The 19,393-nt window shown below is 69.9% G+C and carries 21 protein-coding genes; 18 read left to right on the forward strand and 3 right to left on the reverse strand.

What is annotated here, in order from left to right; genetic code table 11:
• The first annotated feature begins 53 nt into the window (after positions 1–53).
• The 10 genes from ACZ4FV_RS48305 to ACZ4FV_RS48350 all read left to right on the forward strand — a co-directional run bounded on the left by ACZ4FV_RS48305 (position 54) and on the right by ACZ4FV_RS48350 (position 8,386).
• Positions 54–548 carry a hypothetical protein gene (locus ACZ4FV_RS48305; RefSeq protein WP_465327574.1) on the forward strand — a complete coding sequence of 165 codons (495 nt, stop codon included), beginning with the start codon at positions 54–56 and terminating at the stop codon, positions 546–548.
• A complete protein-coding gene (locus ACZ4FV_RS48310) occupies positions 545–1,171 on the forward strand; it encodes a hypothetical protein (RefSeq protein ID WP_465327576.1) in 627 nt (208 codons plus the stop codon). Before ACZ4FV_RS48305 ends, ACZ4FV_RS48310 begins: the two co-directional genes overlap by 4 nt.
• Before the next feature lie 103 nt (positions 1,172–1,274).
• Entirely contained in the window at positions 1,275–1,580 is a 306-nt protein-coding gene (locus ACZ4FV_RS48315; protein ID WP_465327578.1) for a hypothetical protein, read from the forward strand.
• Between the two features lie 119 nt (positions 1,581–1,699).
• Complete coding sequence (locus ACZ4FV_RS48320) at positions 1,700–2,194, forward strand: hypothetical protein (RefSeq protein ID WP_465327580.1); 495 nt, start codon at positions 1,700–1,702, stop codon at positions 2,192–2,194.
• 337 nt (positions 2,195–2,531) lie between these two features.
• Positions 2,532–2,987: a hypothetical protein gene (locus ACZ4FV_RS48325; protein ID WP_465327582.1), complete on the forward strand. Its 456-nt coding sequence runs from the start codon at positions 2,532–2,534 to the stop codon at positions 2,985–2,987.
• Between the two features lie 116 nt (positions 2,988–3,103).
• Positions 3,104–3,466, forward strand: a complete 363-nt coding sequence (locus ACZ4FV_RS48330; protein WP_465327585.1) for a hypothetical protein — start codon at positions 3,104–3,106, stop codon at positions 3,464–3,466.
• Between the two features lie 77 nt (positions 3,467–3,543).
• The gene (locus ACZ4FV_RS48335; RefSeq protein WP_465327587.1) at positions 3,544–4,281 is read left to right on the forward strand and encodes a hypothetical protein; all 738 of its coding nucleotides are present in this window, start codon (positions 3,544–3,546) and stop codon (positions 4,279–4,281) included.
• A 432-nt stretch (positions 4,282–4,713) separates the two neighbouring features.
• Entirely contained in the window at positions 4,714–6,489 is a 1,776-nt protein-coding gene (locus tag ACZ4FV_RS48340; protein ID WP_465327589.1) for a hypothetical protein, read from the forward strand.
• A gap of 165 nt (positions 6,490–6,654) precedes the next feature.
• Positions 6,655–7,509: a hypothetical protein gene (locus ACZ4FV_RS48345; RefSeq protein ID WP_465327591.1), complete on the forward strand. Its 855-nt coding sequence runs from the start codon at positions 6,655–6,657 to the stop codon at positions 7,507–7,509.
• A gap of 130 nt (positions 7,510–7,639) precedes the next feature.
• Positions 7,640–8,386 carry a hypothetical protein gene (locus ACZ4FV_RS48350; RefSeq protein ID WP_465327593.1) on the forward strand — a complete coding sequence of 249 codons (747 nt, stop codon included), beginning with the start codon at positions 7,640–7,642 and terminating at the stop codon, positions 8,384–8,386.
• Between the two features lie 93 nt (positions 8,387–8,479).
• Here ACZ4FV_RS48350 and ACZ4FV_RS48355 read toward each other — a convergent pair whose 3' ends face one another.
• Positions 8,480–9,316 carry a GntR family transcriptional regulator gene (locus ACZ4FV_RS48355; protein WP_465327595.1) on the reverse strand — a complete coding sequence of 279 codons (837 nt, stop codon included), beginning with the start codon at positions 9,314–9,316 and terminating at the stop codon, positions 8,480–8,482.
• An 83-nt stretch (positions 9,317–9,399) separates the two neighbouring features.
• Here ACZ4FV_RS48355 and ACZ4FV_RS48360 point away from each other — a divergent pair, with 83 nt between their 5' ends.
• The 5 genes from ACZ4FV_RS48360 to ACZ4FV_RS48380 all read left to right on the forward strand — a co-directional run bounded on the left by ACZ4FV_RS48360 (position 9,400) and on the right by ACZ4FV_RS48380 (position 14,263).
• Positions 9,400–9,687 carry a hypothetical protein gene (locus ACZ4FV_RS48360; RefSeq protein ID WP_465327596.1) on the forward strand — a complete coding sequence of 96 codons (288 nt, stop codon included), beginning with the start codon at positions 9,400–9,402 and terminating at the stop codon, positions 9,685–9,687.
• Positions 9,688–9,816: 129 nt separating this feature from the next.
• The gene (locus ACZ4FV_RS48365; RefSeq protein WP_465327599.1) at positions 9,817–10,056 is read left to right on the forward strand and encodes a hypothetical protein; all 240 of its coding nucleotides are present in this window, start codon (positions 9,817–9,819) and stop codon (positions 10,054–10,056) included.
• A 5-nt stretch (positions 10,057–10,061) separates the two neighbouring features.
• Positions 10,062–10,472 carry a hypothetical protein gene (locus ACZ4FV_RS48370; protein ID WP_465327601.1) on the forward strand — a complete coding sequence of 137 codons (411 nt, stop codon included), beginning with the start codon at positions 10,062–10,064 and terminating at the stop codon, positions 10,470–10,472.
• A 58-nt stretch (positions 10,473–10,530) separates the two neighbouring features.
• Positions 10,531–11,946 carry a hypothetical protein gene (locus tag ACZ4FV_RS48375; RefSeq protein ID WP_465327603.1) on the forward strand — a complete coding sequence of 472 codons (1,416 nt, stop codon included), beginning with the start codon at positions 10,531–10,533 and terminating at the stop codon, positions 11,944–11,946.
• Between the two features lie 286 nt (positions 11,947–12,232).
• Complete coding sequence (locus ACZ4FV_RS48380) at positions 12,233–14,263, forward strand: FtsK/SpoIIIE domain-containing protein (protein ID WP_465327605.1); 2,031 nt, start codon at positions 12,233–12,235, stop codon at positions 14,261–14,263.
• Between the two features lie 181 nt (positions 14,264–14,444).
• Here ACZ4FV_RS48380 and ACZ4FV_RS48385 read toward each other — a convergent pair whose 3' ends face one another.
• Positions 14,445–14,567 (reverse strand): hypothetical protein, encoded by a 123-nt coding sequence (locus tag ACZ4FV_RS48385; RefSeq protein ID WP_465327607.1) that lies wholly within the window; start codon positions 14,565–14,567, stop codon positions 14,445–14,447.
• Between the two features lie 848 nt (positions 14,568–15,415).
• On the opposite strand from ACZ4FV_RS48385, the gene ACZ4FV_RS48390 reads away from it, so the two are divergent.
• Both ACZ4FV_RS48390 and ACZ4FV_RS48395 read left to right on the forward strand, forming a co-directional pair.
• A complete protein-coding gene (locus tag ACZ4FV_RS48390) occupies positions 15,416–16,576 on the forward strand; it encodes a ParA family protein (RefSeq protein ID WP_465327609.1) in 1,161 nt (386 codons plus the stop codon).
• Entirely contained in the window at positions 16,573–17,718 is a 1,146-nt protein-coding gene (locus ACZ4FV_RS48395; RefSeq protein ID WP_465327611.1) for a ParB/RepB/Spo0J family partition protein, read from the forward strand. The genes ACZ4FV_RS48390 and ACZ4FV_RS48395 overlap by 4 nt, the downstream gene beginning before the upstream one ends.
• A 316-nt stretch (positions 17,719–18,034) precedes the next feature.
• Here ACZ4FV_RS48395 and ACZ4FV_RS48400 read toward each other — a convergent pair whose 3' ends face one another.
• The gene (locus ACZ4FV_RS48400) at positions 18,035–18,970 is read right to left on the reverse strand and encodes a hypothetical protein (protein WP_465327613.1); all 936 of its coding nucleotides are present in this window, start codon (positions 18,968–18,970) and stop codon (positions 18,035–18,037) included.
• A gap of 70 nt (positions 18,971–19,040) precedes the next feature.
• Between ACZ4FV_RS48400 and ACZ4FV_RS48405 the strand changes: the two genes are divergently transcribed.
• Positions 19,041–19,355, forward strand: a complete 315-nt coding sequence (locus tag ACZ4FV_RS48405) for a transposase (RefSeq protein ID WP_465327615.1) — start codon at positions 19,041–19,043, stop codon at positions 19,353–19,355.
• Positions 19,356–19,393 lie beyond the last annotated feature (38 nt).

The raw sequence follows: 19,393 nt of genomic DNA on the forward strand, positions 1-19,393 counted from the left end.
GGGCCGGGCGACGAGCCCGGCCCCGGAGCCGCAACGCCACGGAGAACCAACCCATGCACCGACCCAGATTCAACCCGCACACCCACGAAGGCGCCGCCATTGCGCGCCTGTTCCACGACGTGCGCCTACTGGGCGACACGTGGTCCGGAGCCGACGTCGTCAACATCCTCAACCGGTGGTTCGACGCGTTGGGAATCGACGTCGAAGGCACCCCCGACATCCCCACGCCCGGCCCCAGCCTGCTCGGCCGGACCGTGACCACCGAACCCCCCGCGTGGCGACAGTGGTTCGACGCCCTGTGCCGACTCGCCGCCGACTTCCCCACCGACGCCGACCACCACGACGGCGCCCGCCTCACCGTCACCCCCACCGGCGACCCCGGACCCGAATTCCACGCCGTCACCCTCATGGCCGGCCAGGTCGAAATCCTGCTCACGTCCCTGCTGGCCGACATGGACAGCCTGCGCGACGCCGAGGGCAACGGCCGCTGTCGCCACTGTCTGGGCACCGGCCGGCGCCCCGGAGAGGAAGACGGGCCCGGCGCATGACCACCGCCCACCCCACCGAATTCGCGCCGGCCCCGGACCCCGGCGACCCACAGAACCGGGCCGTGCCACTGATGCCGCGCCTGTTCGCCGTGATCGATCACACCCTGCACGACCGCCCGTTGCCCGCCCGGCAACCCCCGGGACGCACACGCCGCCGGCTCACCGTGCGCCAGGAATCCGACCTGTGTTGGCTGCTGGGCACCGACGAGCCGCCCCCCGGCCCCGCCCACACCCGCGATCGCGACGGCCACCCGATCACCGTGACCCCGTTGCCCGACTTCGAGCGGGTGATCACGTGCGCGGACGAGGCGCGCCACACCATCCGGGCACTCCCGCCGCGCGTGTGGTGGTCGGCGGGCATGAGCGCCGTCGACGCCTTCCAGAGCGCCCACGCCCCCCGCGACGTCGCGGAGATGGTGGCCGCCGATCTCGACTACGAGTACGGCGAGCACACCGCCGCAGTCTCGCGAAACCTGATCGTCGTCTCGGACCCCATCCCGGGACTCGTGGTGTGGGTCACCGGCGCACCGCCGCGCACGTGGTTCCGCCCGCATCCCCACCCATCCCCGATCGCCTTGCTCCGAACGCGTGACATCCGCCCCCGGACTGCTCCACAAGGGTGACGAAACACCCACGATGCAGCGAGTCACTGGTATTGTTGTTCATGTCGAAAGGGGATGGCACCCCGGAAGGCGCCGAACCACGAACGACCTTCAGGAGAACGGCATGCACGAGCAGCACGGCGAACCGGCCCACGTGGAATACGTCTGGATTCACCCGGACGCGTTCCGCAGTGACGACAGCCGGCGTTGGGTGAAGAAGGCCCGCTTCCTGCGTCGAGGCGACATCCTCACCGTCGACGACGCCCACCGGTTCGAGGTCGACACGATCGACACCGCCACCGGGTTCGTGATCGTGGAGAGCACCGGCGGAGCCTTCCGAGTCCTGATGGCGCATGACCGCGTCGAAGTCCGGCGGGCCGAGACCTGTCACTGCCCAGACCGCTCCCTCGTGGGATTCCCGCCCTTCTGACCGCGTCGACGGGGCGGCCGGCCCGAGCCGGCCGCCCCGCGAACCGCGAACACCGCACGTACCGGCCGATCGGGGTTGGCCCCCCGATCGACCACGAACCACGACCTTCGGGAAGAAGAGTGAACGAGCAAACCCCCACCCCCGCGCCCGACTTCGGCACCCTCTACGCCGTCACCTACCACACCGCCACCCAGCACGGGAAAACCCGGCAGGTGTGCATCGAGACCGCCGAGGCGGTGTGCCGCCTGCTGTCCCTGGACACCGAGCCCACCGAGCAGCTCCGCACCCACACCCGAGGCGGCGTCCCTGTGCTCACCGTGACCCGACTTCCCGCATTCGAGCGCGTGATCACCGACACCGCCGAGGCCCTCGACGCGATTCGCGCGACGCCCGTTGCGAACTGGTGGATGCACTCGCCGGGAATGAAGTACCCCCATGTGCAGGACCACTACGACGTTCCCGGCGTCGTCGAGCTGGTGAACGAACTCATGGGGCAAGCCGAAACGCTCGCCATCTCCGACCACGTGATCGCGATCACGGACACCGGATACACACCGTGGGTGTGGGTCACCGGCCAACCGCCGGCCGAATGGATGGACACCCGCCGCGACTGACCCCCCGCCGCGCCCCCGCAACGGGGGCGCGGCCCCCACTCGGCTCCCGCCCCCGGCCGGCGGGGCGCGACGCCGACGGCATCGAGCCGCGGCGCCGCGTCACTCGGCTCCCGCCCCCGGCCGGCGGGATGCGACGCCGACGGCATCGAGCCGCCGCGCCGCAGCTTCGCCCGCCCCCCTCGCCGACACGTCCACCGGCAAAACCGCGCTCCGCCTTGCGGACCCCACCGCCCCGACCCGCGAACCCGGCCTGCCCTGCCGCGAACCCACACCCGCCCCGGGAACGCGGACGGTTCCGCCGCCCCGGGGCGAACCACGACCATCACAGGAGTCGACCATGCCCCTTGACACCCTGGCGGTCGAAATCGCCCGCTGCCTGGGATGGACCCACTTCCCCGCCGACCCGGACTCCGACCGTGCGATCGTCGCCGGCCCCGGAGAGACCGGCATCCTCATCGGCACCTACCCGCACGGCGACGGTGTCCGCGTCGAGTTCACCCCCCACTACCCCCAGGACTGGCAGGGCCCCCGCCACGACGGCATCACCGTCGGCAGCCGCCGCCCCGTCGACACGATGGCCGGCCACATCCGACGACGACTCCTGCCCGGCTACCTCGCCACCCTCGCCCAGGCCCCCTGCGGCTACTGCCGAGCCGCCGCCGACGCCCCCTGCCTCGCCGGCTCCTACTGCGAAGCCATCGCCGAATGGCTCGACCCCGACGACACCGACTACGACGACAGCCCCTACGACCACGACGAGCGGTACCGCGACGAGGACGAACGGACGGGATGACCCAACCCCGCCGTCCGCGACGAGCGTTCCCGCCCCACGGCATCCGCCGCGCCCGCCCGAGGACGCGAAACGGGGTGGCCCCCCGATCGACCCGAACCACGAACCCGGGAGAAACCATGATCTACAGCGGTGACGAGACCACCAGCGACGGCAACGACGTTCGCGGCCTCGGCGACTTCGCAACCGCCTTCGCCTGCGACCACTGCGAGGCGGAGCCGGGCGAACCCTGCCGAATGCGCTCCTGCCAGGGGTACGAGTTCGCCGACGACGAATACGACGACGAGGACGCCCAGGACGAAGCCCTCTTCGACCGGACGTGCCCGGCGTGCGGCGCCCACCCCGGCGAGGCATGCCGCCTGCGCGCCTGCCACATCGACGCCCAGCACGACGACCGCGCCTGGCACACCTACGACACCGACCAGGACGCCACGACGACGCCGCGAGCGACCACGAGCACCACCGCGATCTTCCTGGACTGACCCCACACGACCGCACCACCCGCCGGGCGGCGGCCGGCCCCGCCGCCCGGCACCGAACCCCGACGTCGAGGAGACCCGTGAACGACCCGCAACGTCACACCCGCCCCGCCCCCGCACACACCACCGCAGCCCTCGCCCTGCTGGGCGACATCCCCGCCCGCGGCGCCCGCACCGTCGAGGTCCCCGACGGCGTCATCGGCATCAGCACCCGCGAACGCGAGCTGCGGGTGGCCCTCTTCACTCCCTTCGAGGATCGCGCCGCGCTGCTGCGCGTTCTTCCCCGCCGCGATCTGCCCGCGCTCGCCCAGGTCATCGGCCCGATCGCCGCCGCCGTGCTGAGCACCGCATCCACCGACACGGGCGATCACGCCGCCGCCGGCGTCAACCCCGAGCGCGTGCGCGAACACCTCCACGCACCCCACCCCCACCACGAGATCCCGCCCGCCGACGACCACGCCGAATGGCAACTGCACACCGGCGCCTGCGAAATCCGCCCCGGCCACCTGCGGGTGACCTCGAACCTCCCCGACCGGCCCCACGCCGTACGCGTCGAACTCGACGGCCGCCACCGCTGGACCGACACCGCCGCCGCCCACGTCGCCGCCACCGCACTGTGGAACATGGTGGACCGGATCGACCGACACACCACCACGATCGACCCCCGACCCCGCCCGCGCACCAGGCCCGAAGGCCCCACCCCGACCCACCGCGCACGCTGCTTCTGCGGCTGGAAGAGCGACACCACCGGCCCACGGCGAACCGCCCGCCTCCTCGCCCAGGACCACCGCTTCACCAGCCTCGCCCACGGTTCCTGAACACCCCGGGGCCGCGCGCACCACCCCGCGCGGCCCCACCGACCACACGCGCATCAATCACCCGTTCGGACGAACCGCGGCCGACGCTGCGCGCCGGCCAACCCCCAACCCCGCCGCGCACCGAAGGGCCGACGCTGCGCGCCGCCCGCCCGCGCAACACGCCGCACCGCGGCCGATTCACCCGAACGGCGCCGCCGCTGGCGCGGCGGCAAACCCCCGCCCGGCCCGGTCCGGCCCGGCCGGCCGGCCGGCCCACCGCAACCCCGGCGATCGCAACGACACGGTGGCGCGGCGCGCCACCGACCGCAGCGAGCACCGGCGCTGCGCGCCGCCCGGGCGCGGACCACGCGCGCTCACCACCAGGAGGAACCGATACCCCCTGCCGCCGAACAACTCGCCGTCCTCCCCCCGCCCACCGACGTCCCCACCCTCATGGGCAACGGCATCGGAGCCGACTCCGCCCGCATCCTCACCGGCATGCTCGACGACCCCGCCGCCTACGCCCTCCGCCCCGACCTCAGCGACCTGATCGTGATCTCGGCGGTCACCGGAGACGAATTCCCGGATTCCTTGGAGGTGTTCGAGCGTCATCTGCTCCCCCGGATGCGCGAACAACGCGTGCGCTACGTCCAACTCGCCCGCGCAGGCCAGTCCGACACCGCCGGCGTCGTCGTCCTGGACGACAGCAGGACCCCCCAACGCATGATCCGACGCGGCCCCTGGGCCCTGTCCGACGAGATGACCGCCGCGGGAACCCTCCCCCAGTACGCCGGCGGACACGCCTGCTCCCAACGTGCCAAGGGAGTCCCCCTCGACCAATGGGCCAGACGCGAATTCGCCGGACGCCCCTACCGGCACGTCTACGGCTACAACGCAGACGAGGTCAAACGCGCCGTTAAGAACAACACGATCCACCGCAAGGGACTCGACCGCACCCCCGTCTACCCCCTCATCGACCAAGGCATCGACCGCGCCACCCTCGAAACCGAACTACTCGCCAGATACAGGGAGAAATGGCCTAAAAGCCACTGCGTCATGTGCCCATACCCGGGAGTAACTTCGTCGCTGCCGGTCTACCTGGAACGCATGCGCCGCCACCCCGAAGAGGGCGCCCGCGTCGCCCTGATGGAACGCCGGGCCCAATGCCTGAACCCGCGCACCAGCCTGTTCTCCAAGGGCCCGATGCTCACCGAACTCCGCAACGACGGCAACACCGCCGCGCTCGACGCCTTCGAGGACCGCCTGCGCCACGGCCGATGGACCGTCTACGAGGTACGCCGCGTCATCCCCGCCTCCACCACCGACCCCACCAGGCGCGGCCGCGTCATCCGCTCCGTGCGCTCGGTCGCCGACGGCACCCGAACAGCCGTCGACCACCATCTCGCCCGCATCGCGCACACCCTCGAAACCCCCGTCGAGCACGACCCCCACACCGGGATCCCCCGCGTCTGGGTCGCCCACCGCGGCGAAACCTTCCCCACCACCGAGCACTTCTACGTCGCCGGACCCGCCGGTGCCCGCGACAAACACGGCCCCGACTTCGCCCGCAAGTGGGCCGAACTCACCGGAACGCCGGACCCCACCCCCCACCTGTTCGCCACCCCCACGACCGGCAACCCCCCACCCCCCACCGCCGCCTCCCCCGAGCTGGCGGCACGGCACCCACGAAGGATGACCACCCTGAACAAGATCACCACCATGCCGCACTCCGGCATGCGCACCACCGCCACCACCTGGCCCCGCGCCGTGAAGATCCGCATGTTCGAGACCGAAAGGGGCGTCGCCTTCAGCGCCACCCTCAAGGTGCGCGGCAAGGACATCGGCGTCCTGCGACACAACGGCACCGGCGGAGAGACCTACTTCAACCCCGTCGACCCCCAGGCCAGCGACACCCTCGACGCCTTCGCCGCCACCTGCCTCGACACCGACACCGACACCCCGGCCGACCCCCAGGACGTCTACGAGGCACTGCTCACGGAATCCGAGGGCCGCAAGCAGATCCTGCGCGCCGCCCGCGAAAAGCGCGTCGCCGTCCGCGTGTGGGACACCGTCTTCGGCGGCGTCGTCAAGGAGGGATTCCTGAACACCCTCCCCACCGACGCCACACAGCGCCGCCGCACCGCCAAGCGCCTCACCGGCGAAAGCCCCCACCTGCGCGCCGAGTTCTGGCGCACCGACGCCTGGCAGCCCCTCGCGCCCACCGACTGACCACCCCCGCGTTTGGGGGTGGGGCGGGGGGGGGGGGACCGAACGGAGACCACCCCCCCCCCCCCCACCCCGCCCCCCCCCCTCCTCCCCCCCCCCCCCCCCCCCCCCCCCCCCCCCCCCGGCCCCCACCCCGCACCACCCAATCGTCACCAGCACCGGAGACCCGTGTACGTCGCACTCGCCCGCACCACCAGCACCCGACCCGCACCCATCCCCCACCGCACGCCCTACGCCGAGCTCACCGCCCCCTACGCCACCCGCGCCGACGAGCCGCTCCGCGCACCACACCACCGCGGCGAACGCCCCTGCCTCACCCTCGCCCGGGCCGTCACCGCGCACCTGGCCGCCCTGGGCTGGACCCCGCAACACGCCCTCGTCCTCACCGGCGACCGCCCCACCGCCGTGGCCTGGACCATCCCCCAGCCCCGCGAACGCCGCACCCTGACCCTCACCTGGTGGCGCCGACGCTGCGGCCTCGAGTACGACCGACGCAGCACCGGCCTCCCCCACCCCCTGGAACGCATCCGCGACACCCTCGAATCCGCCGACCACGACCACGACCCCACCGCCGCGGCGACCATCGTCCACACCCTGCAGGACCACCACGCCGCCGAACTGATCGCGGAGCAACTCGCCGGACACATCAGCGGACCCCTCATCCACGGCGACGGCCGCTGCGCACGCTGCGACTCCCTCGGCTTCCGCCTGCGCGCCCACGACATGCTCTGCCCCACATGCCGCGGCGAGATGCCCGCGCCCCGCCCCGTCCTGGACACCCTCGCCGCCGTGCGCGCCGACGCCGGCGCGTACGCCTTCCTCCGAGCCTGCTTCCCCGAACGCCTCGCGGAACTCGCCGAACGTGAGCGCCGAGGACACCAACAAAGCCTGTTCGACGACCCACCCACCCCACCCCGAACCGGCCACACCATCAAGACCCGCACCCGCCGCGGCCGCCGCCGCATCCCCGTCTACATCCCCCACCCCCACGACTGCATCACCACCGTCCGCTTCCCGCGCTGAACACCGACCCCACCCGTCGCCCCGGACCCCCGGGGCGACCCCGGCCTACTGCATTAGGGGGTACGATAATTTGTGTCGGCAAGTGATGGTTGGCGATGATCGGCAAACCACGACCACACCCGGAGAAACAGTGATCCCCCACGGGCGCACCCCCATCGGCAAAGCCGACGTCGAAGCCATCCTCGGCGCCGCACTCACCACCAAACGCGCGGCCGAACTCCCCGCCCCCATCAGCCGCACAGGCGCCCGCACCCGCATCTGGGACAAAGCCCAGATCGAAGCCGCCGCCGCCGGACAACCCATCCCGGCCCTGCCCGCCGAGCCACACCCCCGCGACCTCCTCGACGCCCAAGAGGCCCTCGAAGCGATCCCCGCCGACCGACGCCCCCGACCCTCGACCTGGAACACCTACCTCTTCGCCGGCGACAACCGCGCCATCGGCCCCGACATCGACAAGGACGTCTGCGGCGTCCCCCACCTGCGCCGCGAACACATCACCGCCTGGCTGGAGCGCCCCGCGGTCCGAGCCGGAGGCCGCCCGGACGGAGCCAAGGACAAGGGCCCCCGCAAGATCAGCGACACCGCCGCACAACGCCGCGACCGCGCGGCCGCCATGTACGCCGCCAAGCCCGACATCACCACCGGGGAAGTCGCCACCGCACTGGGCATCACCGAACGCCAGGCCGAACGCCTGCTCGCCCACGCCGGACGGCAAGACCCCCGCGCCGCCCTCGCCGCCGCACGCCGCACCCAGGCAACCCGACTTCTCGCCACCGGCGCCACCGCCACGATGGTCGCGGCCGAACTCGGCATCGGCCAAAGCCGCGCCGAAAAACTCGTCGCGGACATCCGGCGCACCCAACAACCCGACTTGTGACGGGGTCCGCATCGGGCGGCACCGAGCTTCCGGCTGCCAGACCCGGGCGGACGCAGCGATTGCTGGCCTCCCGTGAGCGCGCCGCAGGGGGCGTCAGGTTGCACGTCCATGTCGGGGTTGCGGGCCATTTGCAGTTCCGCCAGATCCAAGCGGGAGATCCCCGCCTCGGGGATGGCGCTCGCTCTCTGGCAGTTCGTAGTCATAGGCCAAGACGCCGTTGCCAGCGGGCACGCACCGCACGATCACGTGTACGGGACGACCGGCAGCCGTGTACCGGGTGCTGGTGCACACAAGCACCGCAGTCCCAGGTCGGAGGTCGAGTCGCCGGCTCTCCTCCACCGTGGGCATCCGCGGCTCGATCTCATCCATCGCGGACCTCGGCTCATGCCCCAAGGAGGCCAGACACGCCTCCTCGTCCACGGCGATGGGCTTCATCAAATCCGTGTCCGCCGCAAGATCCAACGGCAGATACGTGTCGTGGGTGCCGAACGGCACGTCGTCGACCAGGAGATCCCGGCGCCGGGTGACGAAGAAGCCGTCGGCTCCGATCCCAAGCCGCTCGCTCGCCGACGAGCCCGATTGGATCGCAACGGTGACCGTCGACTCGGCGATCGTTCGCGCGACGGCATCAACCCGATCCATCAGCGCCCTCAAAGCCGCATGCGATGGATCGCCACCTTGGGGACGGATCACGACCGGATCGGGGTGTGTGCGGACGAAGTGTCCGAACGGGCGCCTTGCGTCCACCAGCCCCTCGGCGATGAGCAGGTCCATCGCCCGCCCCACGGTGACCCGCGACGTCGCGTACTCCTTGCTCAGCGCGCCCTCCGTCGGGAGCTGGTCCCCCGGCTTTAGCCGCGTCCCGATCTGTGCTCGCAGATCGTCCGCGATCATCCGGTAGCGCGGTGCCTTCTTTCCCTGGGATGACATGCCTCAGTTCTAAGACCGGATGAACACGATTGTCTACTCAATCGTGTTCATCCGGACGATTCACCTTGACGTCGCTCCGAGCCATGGGCAAGCATCGGTCTGTCATCGCATTGACAACACAATGCGTTTCATTGTTCGCACAACCCCGGACCGACCGTCAGGAGACCTCGGATGTCGATTGGACCGATCTTGGACGTCGTTCGCCCACACGTTCCCCAGGAAGCCTCAAGTGGACGGCGACGACCGACCGCGGTACCCACCTGGTCCTGACGGGCCGGGCGGAGGCCACCACCGCGGTCAAGGCGCTTCGCGCCGCCGGACACACCGCAACCCTCGACGGCAACCGCGTGTTGCTGGACATCGACGGCTGACGCACGTCTCCCGTGCGTAAAAACGGACGTTTTCACGCAGGCCGGGAAGCCGAAACGCAGAAAGAAGGGCCCGGCAGGCAGGCCGGACCCCTCCACATCAGGGTCATCAACATCGAGAGGAGCTGACCCTTGAGGTACATGATCGCAGGCCAGGAAGCGGCCACGAGCGGGGAGTTCGTGGAGCTGGCGATGGGAGTCGACTTCACCACGCGCACCAGCGGCACCGGCCGCCGGTGCGACACCTCCCCCGAGAGTGCATGGGACGTCACGACGGAGTCCTGGGGCCTCGTCGGCATCGCGTCCGAGCTGCGGAGGACGGCCCCCACGAGCCGCCCGATCGAGTTCCGGCAGGCGGTGCGTCTCCCATGAGGAGGATGACCCTGGCCGTCACACCGTCCTGGGCCGCCCGCGTGGCCGCCTCGTCCTGGTTCTACATCGCACTGGTCGCCGGTGGACTCGCGTGGGCCCTGGGATGTCAGATCACATGGTGGCAGCGAACCCTGCTCGCCCTCGGATGGGTCGCCACGGTCGTCGCCGACACCCGCGGCCTGATCTCCGTACGCCGCCTCCGGCGCCGGCTCGCGGCGACCGTGTTCGACCTGGGCTGGACACGGGAGTGGATGGCTGCGGCAGGTGCCGCGTGGTGGCTGGGTTTCGGGCTCCCCGTCTGGGCGCGCCTGGCCCTGATGGGCGCGGTGACGCTCGTCGTCGCCCTCGAACGCCACCACGGCATGGGCGCGTTCGTACCCGACGAGCCGCTGCCCGAGAAGGACGAGCACGTATGACGCCTTCCGCAGTCCCCACACACTGCCACCCGCACTCGAGCCTCGAAGGAACCGCGCGTTGACGATCCAGGCCAAGATCAGGGCCCAGGCGGGCGCCCTGAAGGAGATGACCCGCGCTCAGCGCGCACTCAATGACCACGAACAGCAGCTCCGCGCAATCGAACTCGACGAGAAGCGCGATTCGACCAAGCGCCAGCGTCGCCGCGAGGACCGCGCCGAGGCGAGCCGGGCCCGCGCCGAAAAGGATCGGCGCCGCGCACAACGGGCCGCGAACTACACCCCCGAGTACGTCTACCGGCGCGGCACGCTGTCCCTGGTTGTTGTGTCCGGCCTCGCGTCGCTCCCGGCGCAACTTGTGTTCTTCGTCGGCCAGTCCTGGATGCTCCTGCCGATCCCGTTCGCGCTCGAAGGCGCCGCGTGGGTGATGGCCGCCGGCATCGCCTACGCGGAGGAGCGTCGTCTCCCGCCCCGCGTGTGCTGGATGCTGCGAGCCCTGTGCCTTGGGTTCGCGCTGTTCGCCGGCCGCATCAACTACCTGCACGGCCTGGACGAGGGGCCGGTGGTCGGGTGGGGGCTGGCCGCAGTCACCGTCCTGGGCCCGGTGATCTTCGACATCCGGCAGTGGGTCCTCAGCCTCCGGAGGGACAACTCCCCCCGCCCGACCCGCGCCGACCGCGCGGCGGCCAAGGCCGGACGCCGCGCGGAGCGCCAGATCCGCAACGCCCGGGCGGCCCTGCACCCCGACGTGTGGGACCGCGCGCTCGACCTCGCGGCGGCAATCGGCAGCACGACCGTCACGGAGGAGATCTGGGGCCGAGCCTGGGGCGACGTGCACCGCTCCCCGGTCGGCGTGACGGCCGCCGTGTGGTCCGGTCGCGTCGACGCCGAGCGACTGCTGGCGACCGTCGTCCAGGCCGCCGACCGCATGCGATCCCAACAGATCCAGAGCCGGCTCCGCGCCGCCCTGGACGACCCCGAACTGTCCACGTACTGCTGCCCCCAGGACCATCCCGAGATGGAATCGTGGGTGTCCCAGGCCACCGACCCGGACCCTTTCCACGGGCTGATCCTGCCTGCGGAGTACACGACAAAAGCACAGGTCACACCGTCCAACCCCCTCTCCACGGAGAGTCCGCGCGCAGAGGGCACACAACCCTCCACACGCGCGGCCGGACCGTCCGCGCGCAGGCCCTCGGTGACTCGTCCGCAAGGCCCGGCGAAGGCCCGCCCCAAGCTGTCCCCGGCAGCGCGGAGAGCAGCCGCGCAGACCGCCCGCACCGCCTCACCGGAGGCCAAGGCCGAGGCCGTCGCCTGGATCCTGGAACGACTGCTCGCCGGTGTGGACGTCACCAAGGCGGACGTGCAGAAGCAGTTCCCCCAGCGTGGTGACAGTTGGTGCTACCAGCGCATCGCCGACGCCAGGGAACTGCGTGCCCAGGACCCGGAGAAGGCGTCGGTGAGCCCAACGACCTAGGGATCCTCGGGACGTCCAACGGCGACACCGCCACCACCAGTAGACGACGAACACGAGCACGGGGCCGGTCACAACCGCGAAGAGGGCCGGCCCCGTCACCCCCGTTGAGGAGGCGACGCACAGCATGACCCAGATCGACGATCGCTGTCGAAAAGCCCAGGCCCCACCGCCCGGGGGAGAGACAGCCACCGCGCGCGATGGCGGACGAACCGCAGAAGCCCCCGCCACTACGGTGGCAGGCGCCCCCATCGAGGGCCGAGTCGTTTCCCACCCGGGCCGACGACGCATGCCCGTGTACGCCACCGGGGCTGGCCGGCGCGCTCTCCTGGGGGCGCTGCGGCTGCGAGCGATCGACGAACTCACCTACCAGGCGTGGATGCTGCCGCAGTACGTACTCGTGTACGCACCGCGCGGCAGCGCACGGGCCCTCGCCGCGACGGCCCGCTGGGTGCGCGGTGTCGAAGGCGAACTCGTGCGGGTCACGCGCGCGGACGTGCGCGACGCAAAGGGTCGCCCGGCCAAACACGCCGCCAGCACCGCCCTGACCGTGTACCGCCGACAACGCAACCACGCCGTCGCGAAACGCGCGGCCACCGTCACCGCAACCGCCCTCGCCGGGACCGCCGGCCTCGCGGCGCTCGGCGTCGCCGGCACCGTCCCCCTGGCCCTGGCCCTCACTGTCATCGTGGCCACATGCGCCCGCACAGGCGCCCCGGCCCCGGACGCCACCGCACCCGACCGGACACCCCGGCGCGCCCGCGTCCTCGGCCAGGACACCATCACCGACGCACTGATCACCGCCGGAATCGTCAAGGACCACCAACGCGACGAGATCACCCTCCTGCAACCCGCCCACCGCGACGGCAACGGCGTCGCGGCTCTGGTCGAACTCCCCTCCGGTGTCACCTACGAAGCCCTGAGCGCCCGGAAGCTGGAACTCGCCAGCAGCCTGAAGGCCAAGGCATTCGAACTCGTCGTGGAACCCGTCACCGGGGCGGGGGGACACGAGGGACAGGTCCTCATCTGGCGCGCCACCGGAGACCCCTTCGCTCAGTCGCGCCCGTCCCCCCTGTTGCAGATCACCACCCCGTGGAACGTCTGGCGCGACGGTGTCCCCATCGCTTTCGACGCACGCTGGCGCACGGTACAACCCCAGGTCGTCGACGTGTCCCTGCTGCTCGGCGGAGCCCCCCGCCGGGGCAAGACGATGGCCATCACCAACCTGGTGGCCGCCGTCGCACTCGATCCGCGCTGCACCATCCGCATCGCCGACGGCAAGGGAGCCGGCGACTACGACCCCTACGCCGGCATCGCCGCGACCTTCTTCAAACGCGATCCCGAGCGACTGTTGGCACTGCTGCACGCCATCGAGGACGACATGGAACGCCGGGCCGAGCGGCTGAGCCAACTCGGCCGCCGCAAGCTGTCCGAAGACCTCCTGCGCGAACTCCCCCTGGAACTCCTCGTCGTCGACGAGCTGCGGTGGTACACCACCCACCCCGCCCACGGAAAAGCGATCCAGGCCGCCCTGGCGAACATCGCCGCCATCGGACCCGCACTCGGCGTGCTGCTGATCATGGCCACACAAATCTGCACCACCCTCGTCGTCCCCGGACTCATCCGCGGCTCGACCAGCGGACGATGGGCGATGCGCACCGACGCCCCCGTCAACAGCAACGCCATCCTGGGCGACGGCCGCGTGGGACAGGGCTACGACGCCTCCAAGATCCCGGGCGACAAGAGCCACCGCGGACTCGGATGGCTCGACATGGACGGCACCGAACCCATCCAGGCCAAAAGCTTCCTCATCGACGAGGACGACCAAGTCGAACTGCTGGGGATGGCCAGGACGTTTCGACACGACGCCGGGCGCCTCCCCGATCAATGGACAGACGAGATCGAGGCCCGGCTACTGGCGCTCACCGGGCTCTCCTCCGCAGCCGGCGGACCGACCGGGCGAGGCAGGACCACACACCTCACACACAACTCCGAAGGGGCACCGGACGACGCCCCCGAGATGCCCGAACTCATCGTGCAGATCCGCACCGCCTTCACCAGCCTCGGGGATCCGACCGGCATCCAGGCAGACGAACTCGCCCGCCACCTGGCCGAGACCGACCCCGACACGTGGGGCCCCGACCAGTTCGCCGGCGACGACGAAGACGAACGCCACGAGACCGCCGTCCGCACCCTGCGCCAGGCGATCCACGACCAACTCCGCCCGAGCGGAGCGACGCTGCGTACCGCCAAGTTCCGTCGAGGCGCCACAACCCTCAACGGCTACCGCCTCACCGACCTCGAAGCCCTCTTCGAATAGGCCCGGATCACCCCGAGCGACCCGGAACATGCCGCAACACCGCAGGTCAGCGACGCGGAACACTCCCGGAACGGCCACGGGAACACGTCCACTCGCCCGAGGCGCGACGCGGCCCCACACGACAACGTTCCACTGCGCTGACCTGCGGTGTTCCCACTGCGTTCCACCCGCCAGGAATCCATCAGGAGAGAGCGTGCGCCACATCCCCGGCGAGACCTACCACCCCCTGCTCGGCCAGCACGTCATGTTCAGCGAGCAGCCCTTCCGATTCCTGACCATTCCCGAAGAACACGACGACGGACACCGATACACCAGGCCCTACGTGGTCACGTGCCCCGTCTGCGGGGCCCACGAGAGGCTGCTCTTCGAGTACTTCGCCGGCTTCGACGACAGCATCACCATCAGGTGTCCCGAGCACCACGAGTGGCAGGACCACGACACCAACCCCAGAGATCTATCCGCCTACAACTGCGCGCTCGTCGGTATCGACGTACCCGGGCTCGACTGGCTCCTGGATCGAGGCTTCGGCCCCTTCGACCCCACACCCACACGCCGAGCGCCCACCCGCAGCGGACACAGGCGGGCGCGGCTGATGGAAGACGTCGTCCGCCCACCCGAAGGGTGCGCGGCCCGCTCCCGCCGAACCAGACGCTCGACAGCACGCCGTCGCACTGTGCGAAGGAAGGTCCGAATCCGCTCGGCAACCGTCAAGCGCTCACTGGCGCGCCACACCCGAAGGACACGCAGGGCCATCGTGCGCGCCTGTCGAGTACTTCGCTCTCTCATGGCGAGACGGCTGAAGCCCCAACCTCAGCCACTTCCGGGTGTGCAATCGCCGGCTCTGCCGGTTCCGCCCGCCTCGGCGTACTTCAAGGCGCTCGGAATCAAGCCCGTACGTCGAGGTCCGCGATGTTACGTCTGCCATGACACCGGTCGTGTCACCGCACTCGGGATCGACGTGGCGTGCAAACACTGTCCGCCCGGTCGACCCAAGCGCGCGCGACGGGCCAGGACGAGAGGGAGAGGGAGGAGCAAGCGGAAAGGCTGATCGGCGAGTTGTCCATGGACAACCCTCGCCGGGGGAGCGAACACGGTTGTCCATGGACAACCGAGGGATGAGGAACTTGGGCTCAAAGTTAGTAAGGTGCCCTCATGACGATCACAAATACTGCTGAAGTGCCGCCGGAACGCGACAAGGTGGTTACCAAAATCCCTCCGATGGTGAGGAGGCAGCTGAAGATCCGAGCGGCGACGGTCGGGATCGACATCCAGGACGCGGTAACTCAGGGGATCGAGGCGTGGCTTCGCGCCGAGCATCCCCTGCCCGTCGCGGACACGGCGAGCGCGCAGTCCTTCTCGACATACGTTCCTGCGGACACGTACGGCGCGTTCAGAGACGCGTGCTCGAACCACAAATTGCCCTACAACCAGGGCATCATCCAGGCCATCGACCTTTGGCTGACGGCGAATCCGCTACCCCAGCGAGCCCCCCGCTCGTCCGGGGCCAGGCGCATCGTCTTCGGCAACCAGAAGGGCGGCGTGGGCAAGACCGCGTTGACCAGTGGAGTCGGGCAGGCTCTGGCCGAGATGGGATTCACCGTCTGCATCGTCGACTTCGACCCCCAAGGCCACCTCACTCGGCAACTCGACTTCACGCATCTCGACGTCGAGGCTGACAGCCTGGTCAAGCACATGGTCCACGAGCGGGATGTCGACCTGATGTCCCTGCTCCTCCGGATCGAGGGCGACGCATTCGGAGACCGGCTGTATCTCCTCCCGGCGTGCACGGACGGCTTCCTACTCGACGCCAAGATCGTGACGTGCCGAGGCCTTCGGATCAAGGAAACGGCCCTGGAGCAGGCATTGGCCCAGCTCGAGGGGGAGTTCGACTACATCCTGATCGACTGTCCGCCCAGCCTGGGCTATGCCATGGACAACGCCCTCTACTACGGGCGCACCCGTGAAGGCGAGGAGGAAGGGGCCTCGGGTCTCTTCATCCCGGTACAAGCCGAGGACTCGTCCGTCGACGCATACGAACTCCTTCGCTCGCAGATCAACTCACTTCAGGAGGACATGAAGATCGAGATCTGCGACCTGGGCTTCATCGTGAACCTGTACGACAGCCGCAAAGGCTATGTGTTGACGTCGGGCTTGGAACATTGGGAAGAGATGGGTGAACCGCCCGTCGTGGCCGTCCTTGGTGAACTCAAAGACCAGCGGGAGGCCGTCCGCATGCGCCGCCCGCTCCTGGACCTACATCCAGAGGGAGAGCAAGCGGACGTCATGCGGAGCCTTGCCAGGAGGCTCGCGTGAGGGCGGCCGACCGGCTGGGCAAGCCCGGCTCCGGAGGCCGAGCCACCGCACCGGCGCCCACCAGCGAGCGCGGTCGAGCAAAAGCCAAGGCCGAGGGGACCATTCCCGCATACGAACTCGTTCGGCTCGACCTCGAGGAGGTAAGCCCGACCCCGCTCAATCCGCGGAAGCCACTCACGGAGCAGGCCAAGACCGAGTTGGGGGAGAGCCTCGCTCAACGCCAGCTCTCGGCGTGTGTTGCGGTGAGCCGGAGCGTCTACCTCAAGCTCTGGCCCGAGCACGAGGACGAGATCCCACCGAAGGCGGAGTATGTGCTCTGCAACGGCGAGCGGCGCATGCTCTCCGCCGTGCACGTCGGCCTGGAACGCCTCGACTTCGTTGTGCGCGACGACCTCGCGACAACTCGCGAGTCCTTCATCGCGAACCTGCTGCGAGAGAACCTCGAACGCCAGGACTTCGACCTGATCGAGCGCGCGATCGGCGTCCGCCAGATGGTGGAAGCCTGCGGAGACAACGTGGGAGCCGCCCGATTCTTCAAGAAGGACAAGTCCTGGGTTACCAACCAACTGGCACTCCTGACCCTGCCTGAAGAGATCCAGACTCTCCTGAGCAACGGCGAAATGCCCGAGCGTTTCGGGCGCCAGTTGGCCCGTCGATACAAGGAGAACAGGACACTCAGCCCCGCCGACCTGATGGTCTTTTGGGAGGAACTCAAGACAGAGGAAGCGGCAGCCAAGCAAGACCGTAAGGTCGCCCGGCAACTGAAAAGTCCGCAGGCGACGCGAGACCCCGGCCGCGAGTCCGACCCCGGGGACAGCGAAGAGCCGCGGTTGTCCATGGACAACTCCGCCGTGCCCACTCAGCCGGCCAAGCCGCGGTTGTCCATGGACAACCCGGCTACGACCACTCCACTGGCCGAGCTGAAGTTGTCCATGGACAACCCGGAACCCCAGACCCAGGACGGCAAGCTGCCCTCGGCACGGTCCACCACCGACAGGCGCGACCTACGGAAGCTGATCAGCCCACGGGAAGTAGTTTTCTTGCTGGGGGAGACGGCAGAGGAACGAGCCCAGACCCTGCGCCAAGGGCTGCCGCCGCAGGAGTTCGAGGCCTTGGTCGGCATGCTCGTTGCCCAGATCTAGGCAGCACATCCGGTTGTCCATGGACAACCGGCCAGCGTTCCTCGACCGAAACCATGGTCCGGGTTGTCCATGGACAACCCGGACCATCGTCATGTGGGCACCGTTGCGAGCGCCCAGGCTCTCTGCCCGTCACCTCGCGTCCCATGCCCATGCAGGAGCTTGACTAGGAGACACCCGAGTTGTCCGTCGTCGAACGGGTGGCTTTGTCCACGAGAACGGACAGCAGATGTTCACTACTTCGGGAGGCACCACTGCCTGGTGTTGTTCGATTTCGGCGGTTCCGGAGAGTGAGTACCCGGCGCCCCGCGTCGGTCGGTTAGAAGAGACCGGCGCGCATGTGGTGTGTGAGGTTTTCGAGGATGTCGCGAAGCCACGGGCTGCGGACGGCCGGCAACCGGACCAGCGTGTGCCGGAAGGTTCCCGGGTCGGCCCGGAACGGGTGATGGGGGCGCGGCGTGGGCGGGTCGTCGCGGAGAACACCGTCGGGCATGGTTCCCGACGCGGGGAGGTGGAGGTGTGGCTCGGGGAAGGCCATCCACATCCACACCCCGAACGGCAGCGGAACCGGGTATGCCGATGCGCACGGGCGGGCCGGGCTCCAGGGTTGCCCCGTCTGCGGGTGGGTCGGGACGAGGATTATTTCGGCGTCCGTGTCGGGGGCGGGCAGCCCCGGTCCGGCCAGGACGGCGCGCAGCGCCGGCCGGGCCGCGGGCAGCAAGGCGTCGAGGGCACGTTGGAACACCTCCGCGATCAGGCCGTGCGGGACAGTCACCGGCCGGCCGTCCGAGGCTGCCAGCAGGTGGGCCAGCGCCCGGCCCGCTGCCGCCTCCCACAGCGGGCTCCACGACCACCAGTGGTCCAGGCCGAGCAGCGAGCCCCATCGGGTGATCGGCTCGATCGGGGGTGTGCCTTTCCCCTCCACCAAAAGTTCAGCCCAGGAGAGCGGTGCGGTGTCGGCGTTGCCGACGGCGAGGCGGTGCACGGCGTCCGGCGCGAGCCAGACCGCCTGCCAGAGTGAGCAATCGTCGATCCGGTTCGCCACGGGCAGGCCGCACGCCTCGCAGGCCATGTTGGGGCCGTCACCCCAGTCGAGGCCACAGCAGTAGCCGCCGCCTTTCTCCGGGATGAGCACGGTGCCGCGGGAATCCCCGGGCGCGATGACGACGGTGCCGGGTGCGGCGGCGGACAAGGCGTGGACCGGAGCGTGGATGCCGCGGGCCGCTGCCTCGTCGGGATCGATGTCCTCCCACATCTGAGGTTCCCCCGAAATGCGGAAGGTGACGTTCCGTGGCCTGATGGGTCATGTGAAGGGAGTCATCGAGATGTCTGCTCCGAGGAAGTACTCGCTGGAGTTGCGTGAGCGTGCAGTGGCGATGTATCGCGCCGCGGATGCCAAGCCGGTGATCCGCCGAATGGCCGACGACCTGGGTGTGCACCCGGAGGCCCTGCGGAACTGGATCCGTCAGGACCAGGCCGACCACGGCGAACGCGAGGCGGCGACCACCGCCGAGAAGGAGGAACTCGCCGTGCTGCGGCGGGAGAACCGGGAACTGCGGCGCGCGAACGAGATCCTCAAGGCCGCCTCAATGCCGCTCAGTTACGCGCGTATCCGTGTGCTGTCGCCGGTGAGCGGGTGATCCGGATCCGGTAGTCGGTTCGGGTGGACGGGGTTGGT

This window comes from Embleya sp. NPDC025285 (assembly GCF_055558835.1).

Bases quoted from the DNA above. Each gene is read 5' to 3' on its own strand.
- ACZ4FV_RS48305 (WP_465327574.1), top strand. From the start codon at position 54: ATGCACCGACCCAGATTCAACCCGCACACCCACGAAGGCGCCGCCATT.
- ACZ4FV_RS48310 (WP_465327576.1), top strand. From the start codon at position 545: ATGACCACCGCCCACCCCACCGAATTCGCGCCGGCCCCGGACCCCGGC.
- ACZ4FV_RS48315 (WP_465327578.1), top strand. From the start codon at position 1,275: ATGCACGAGCAGCACGGCGAACCGGCCCACGTGGAATACGTCTGGATT.
- ACZ4FV_RS48325 (WP_465327582.1), top strand. From the start codon at position 2,532: ATGCCCCTTGACACCCTGGCGGTCGAAATCGCCCGCTGCCTGGGATGG.
- ACZ4FV_RS48330 (WP_465327585.1), top strand. From the start codon at position 3,104: ATGATCTACAGCGGTGACGAGACCACCAGCGACGGCAACGACGTTCGC.
- ACZ4FV_RS48340 (WP_465327589.1), top strand. From the start codon at position 4,714: ATGGGCAACGGCATCGGAGCCGACTCCGCCCGCATCCTCACCGGCATG.
- ACZ4FV_RS48355 (WP_465327595.1), bottom strand. From the start codon at position 9,316: ATGTCATCCCAGGGAAAGAAGGCACCGCGCTACCGGATGATCGCGGAC.
- ACZ4FV_RS48360 (WP_465327596.1), top strand. From the start codon at position 9,400: ATGGGCAAGCATCGGTCTGTCATCGCATTGACAACACAATGCGTTTCA.
- ACZ4FV_RS48370 (WP_465327601.1), top strand. From the start codon at position 10,062: ATGACCCTGGCCGTCACACCGTCCTGGGCCGCCCGCGTGGCCGCCTCG.
- ACZ4FV_RS48380 (WP_465327605.1), top strand. From the start codon at position 12,233: ATGCCCGTGTACGCCACCGGGGCTGGCCGGCGCGCTCTCCTGGGGGCG.
- ACZ4FV_RS48390 (WP_465327609.1), top strand. From the start codon at position 15,416: ATGACGATCACAAATACTGCTGAAGTGCCGCCGGAACGCGACAAGGTG.
- ACZ4FV_RS48400 (WP_465327613.1), bottom strand. From the start codon at position 18,970: ATGTGGGAGGACATCGATCCCGACGAGGCAGCGGCCCGCGGCATCCAC.
- ACZ4FV_RS48405 (WP_465327615.1), top strand. From the start codon at position 19,041: ATGTCTGCTCCGAGGAAGTACTCGCTGGAGTTGCGTGAGCGTGCAGTG.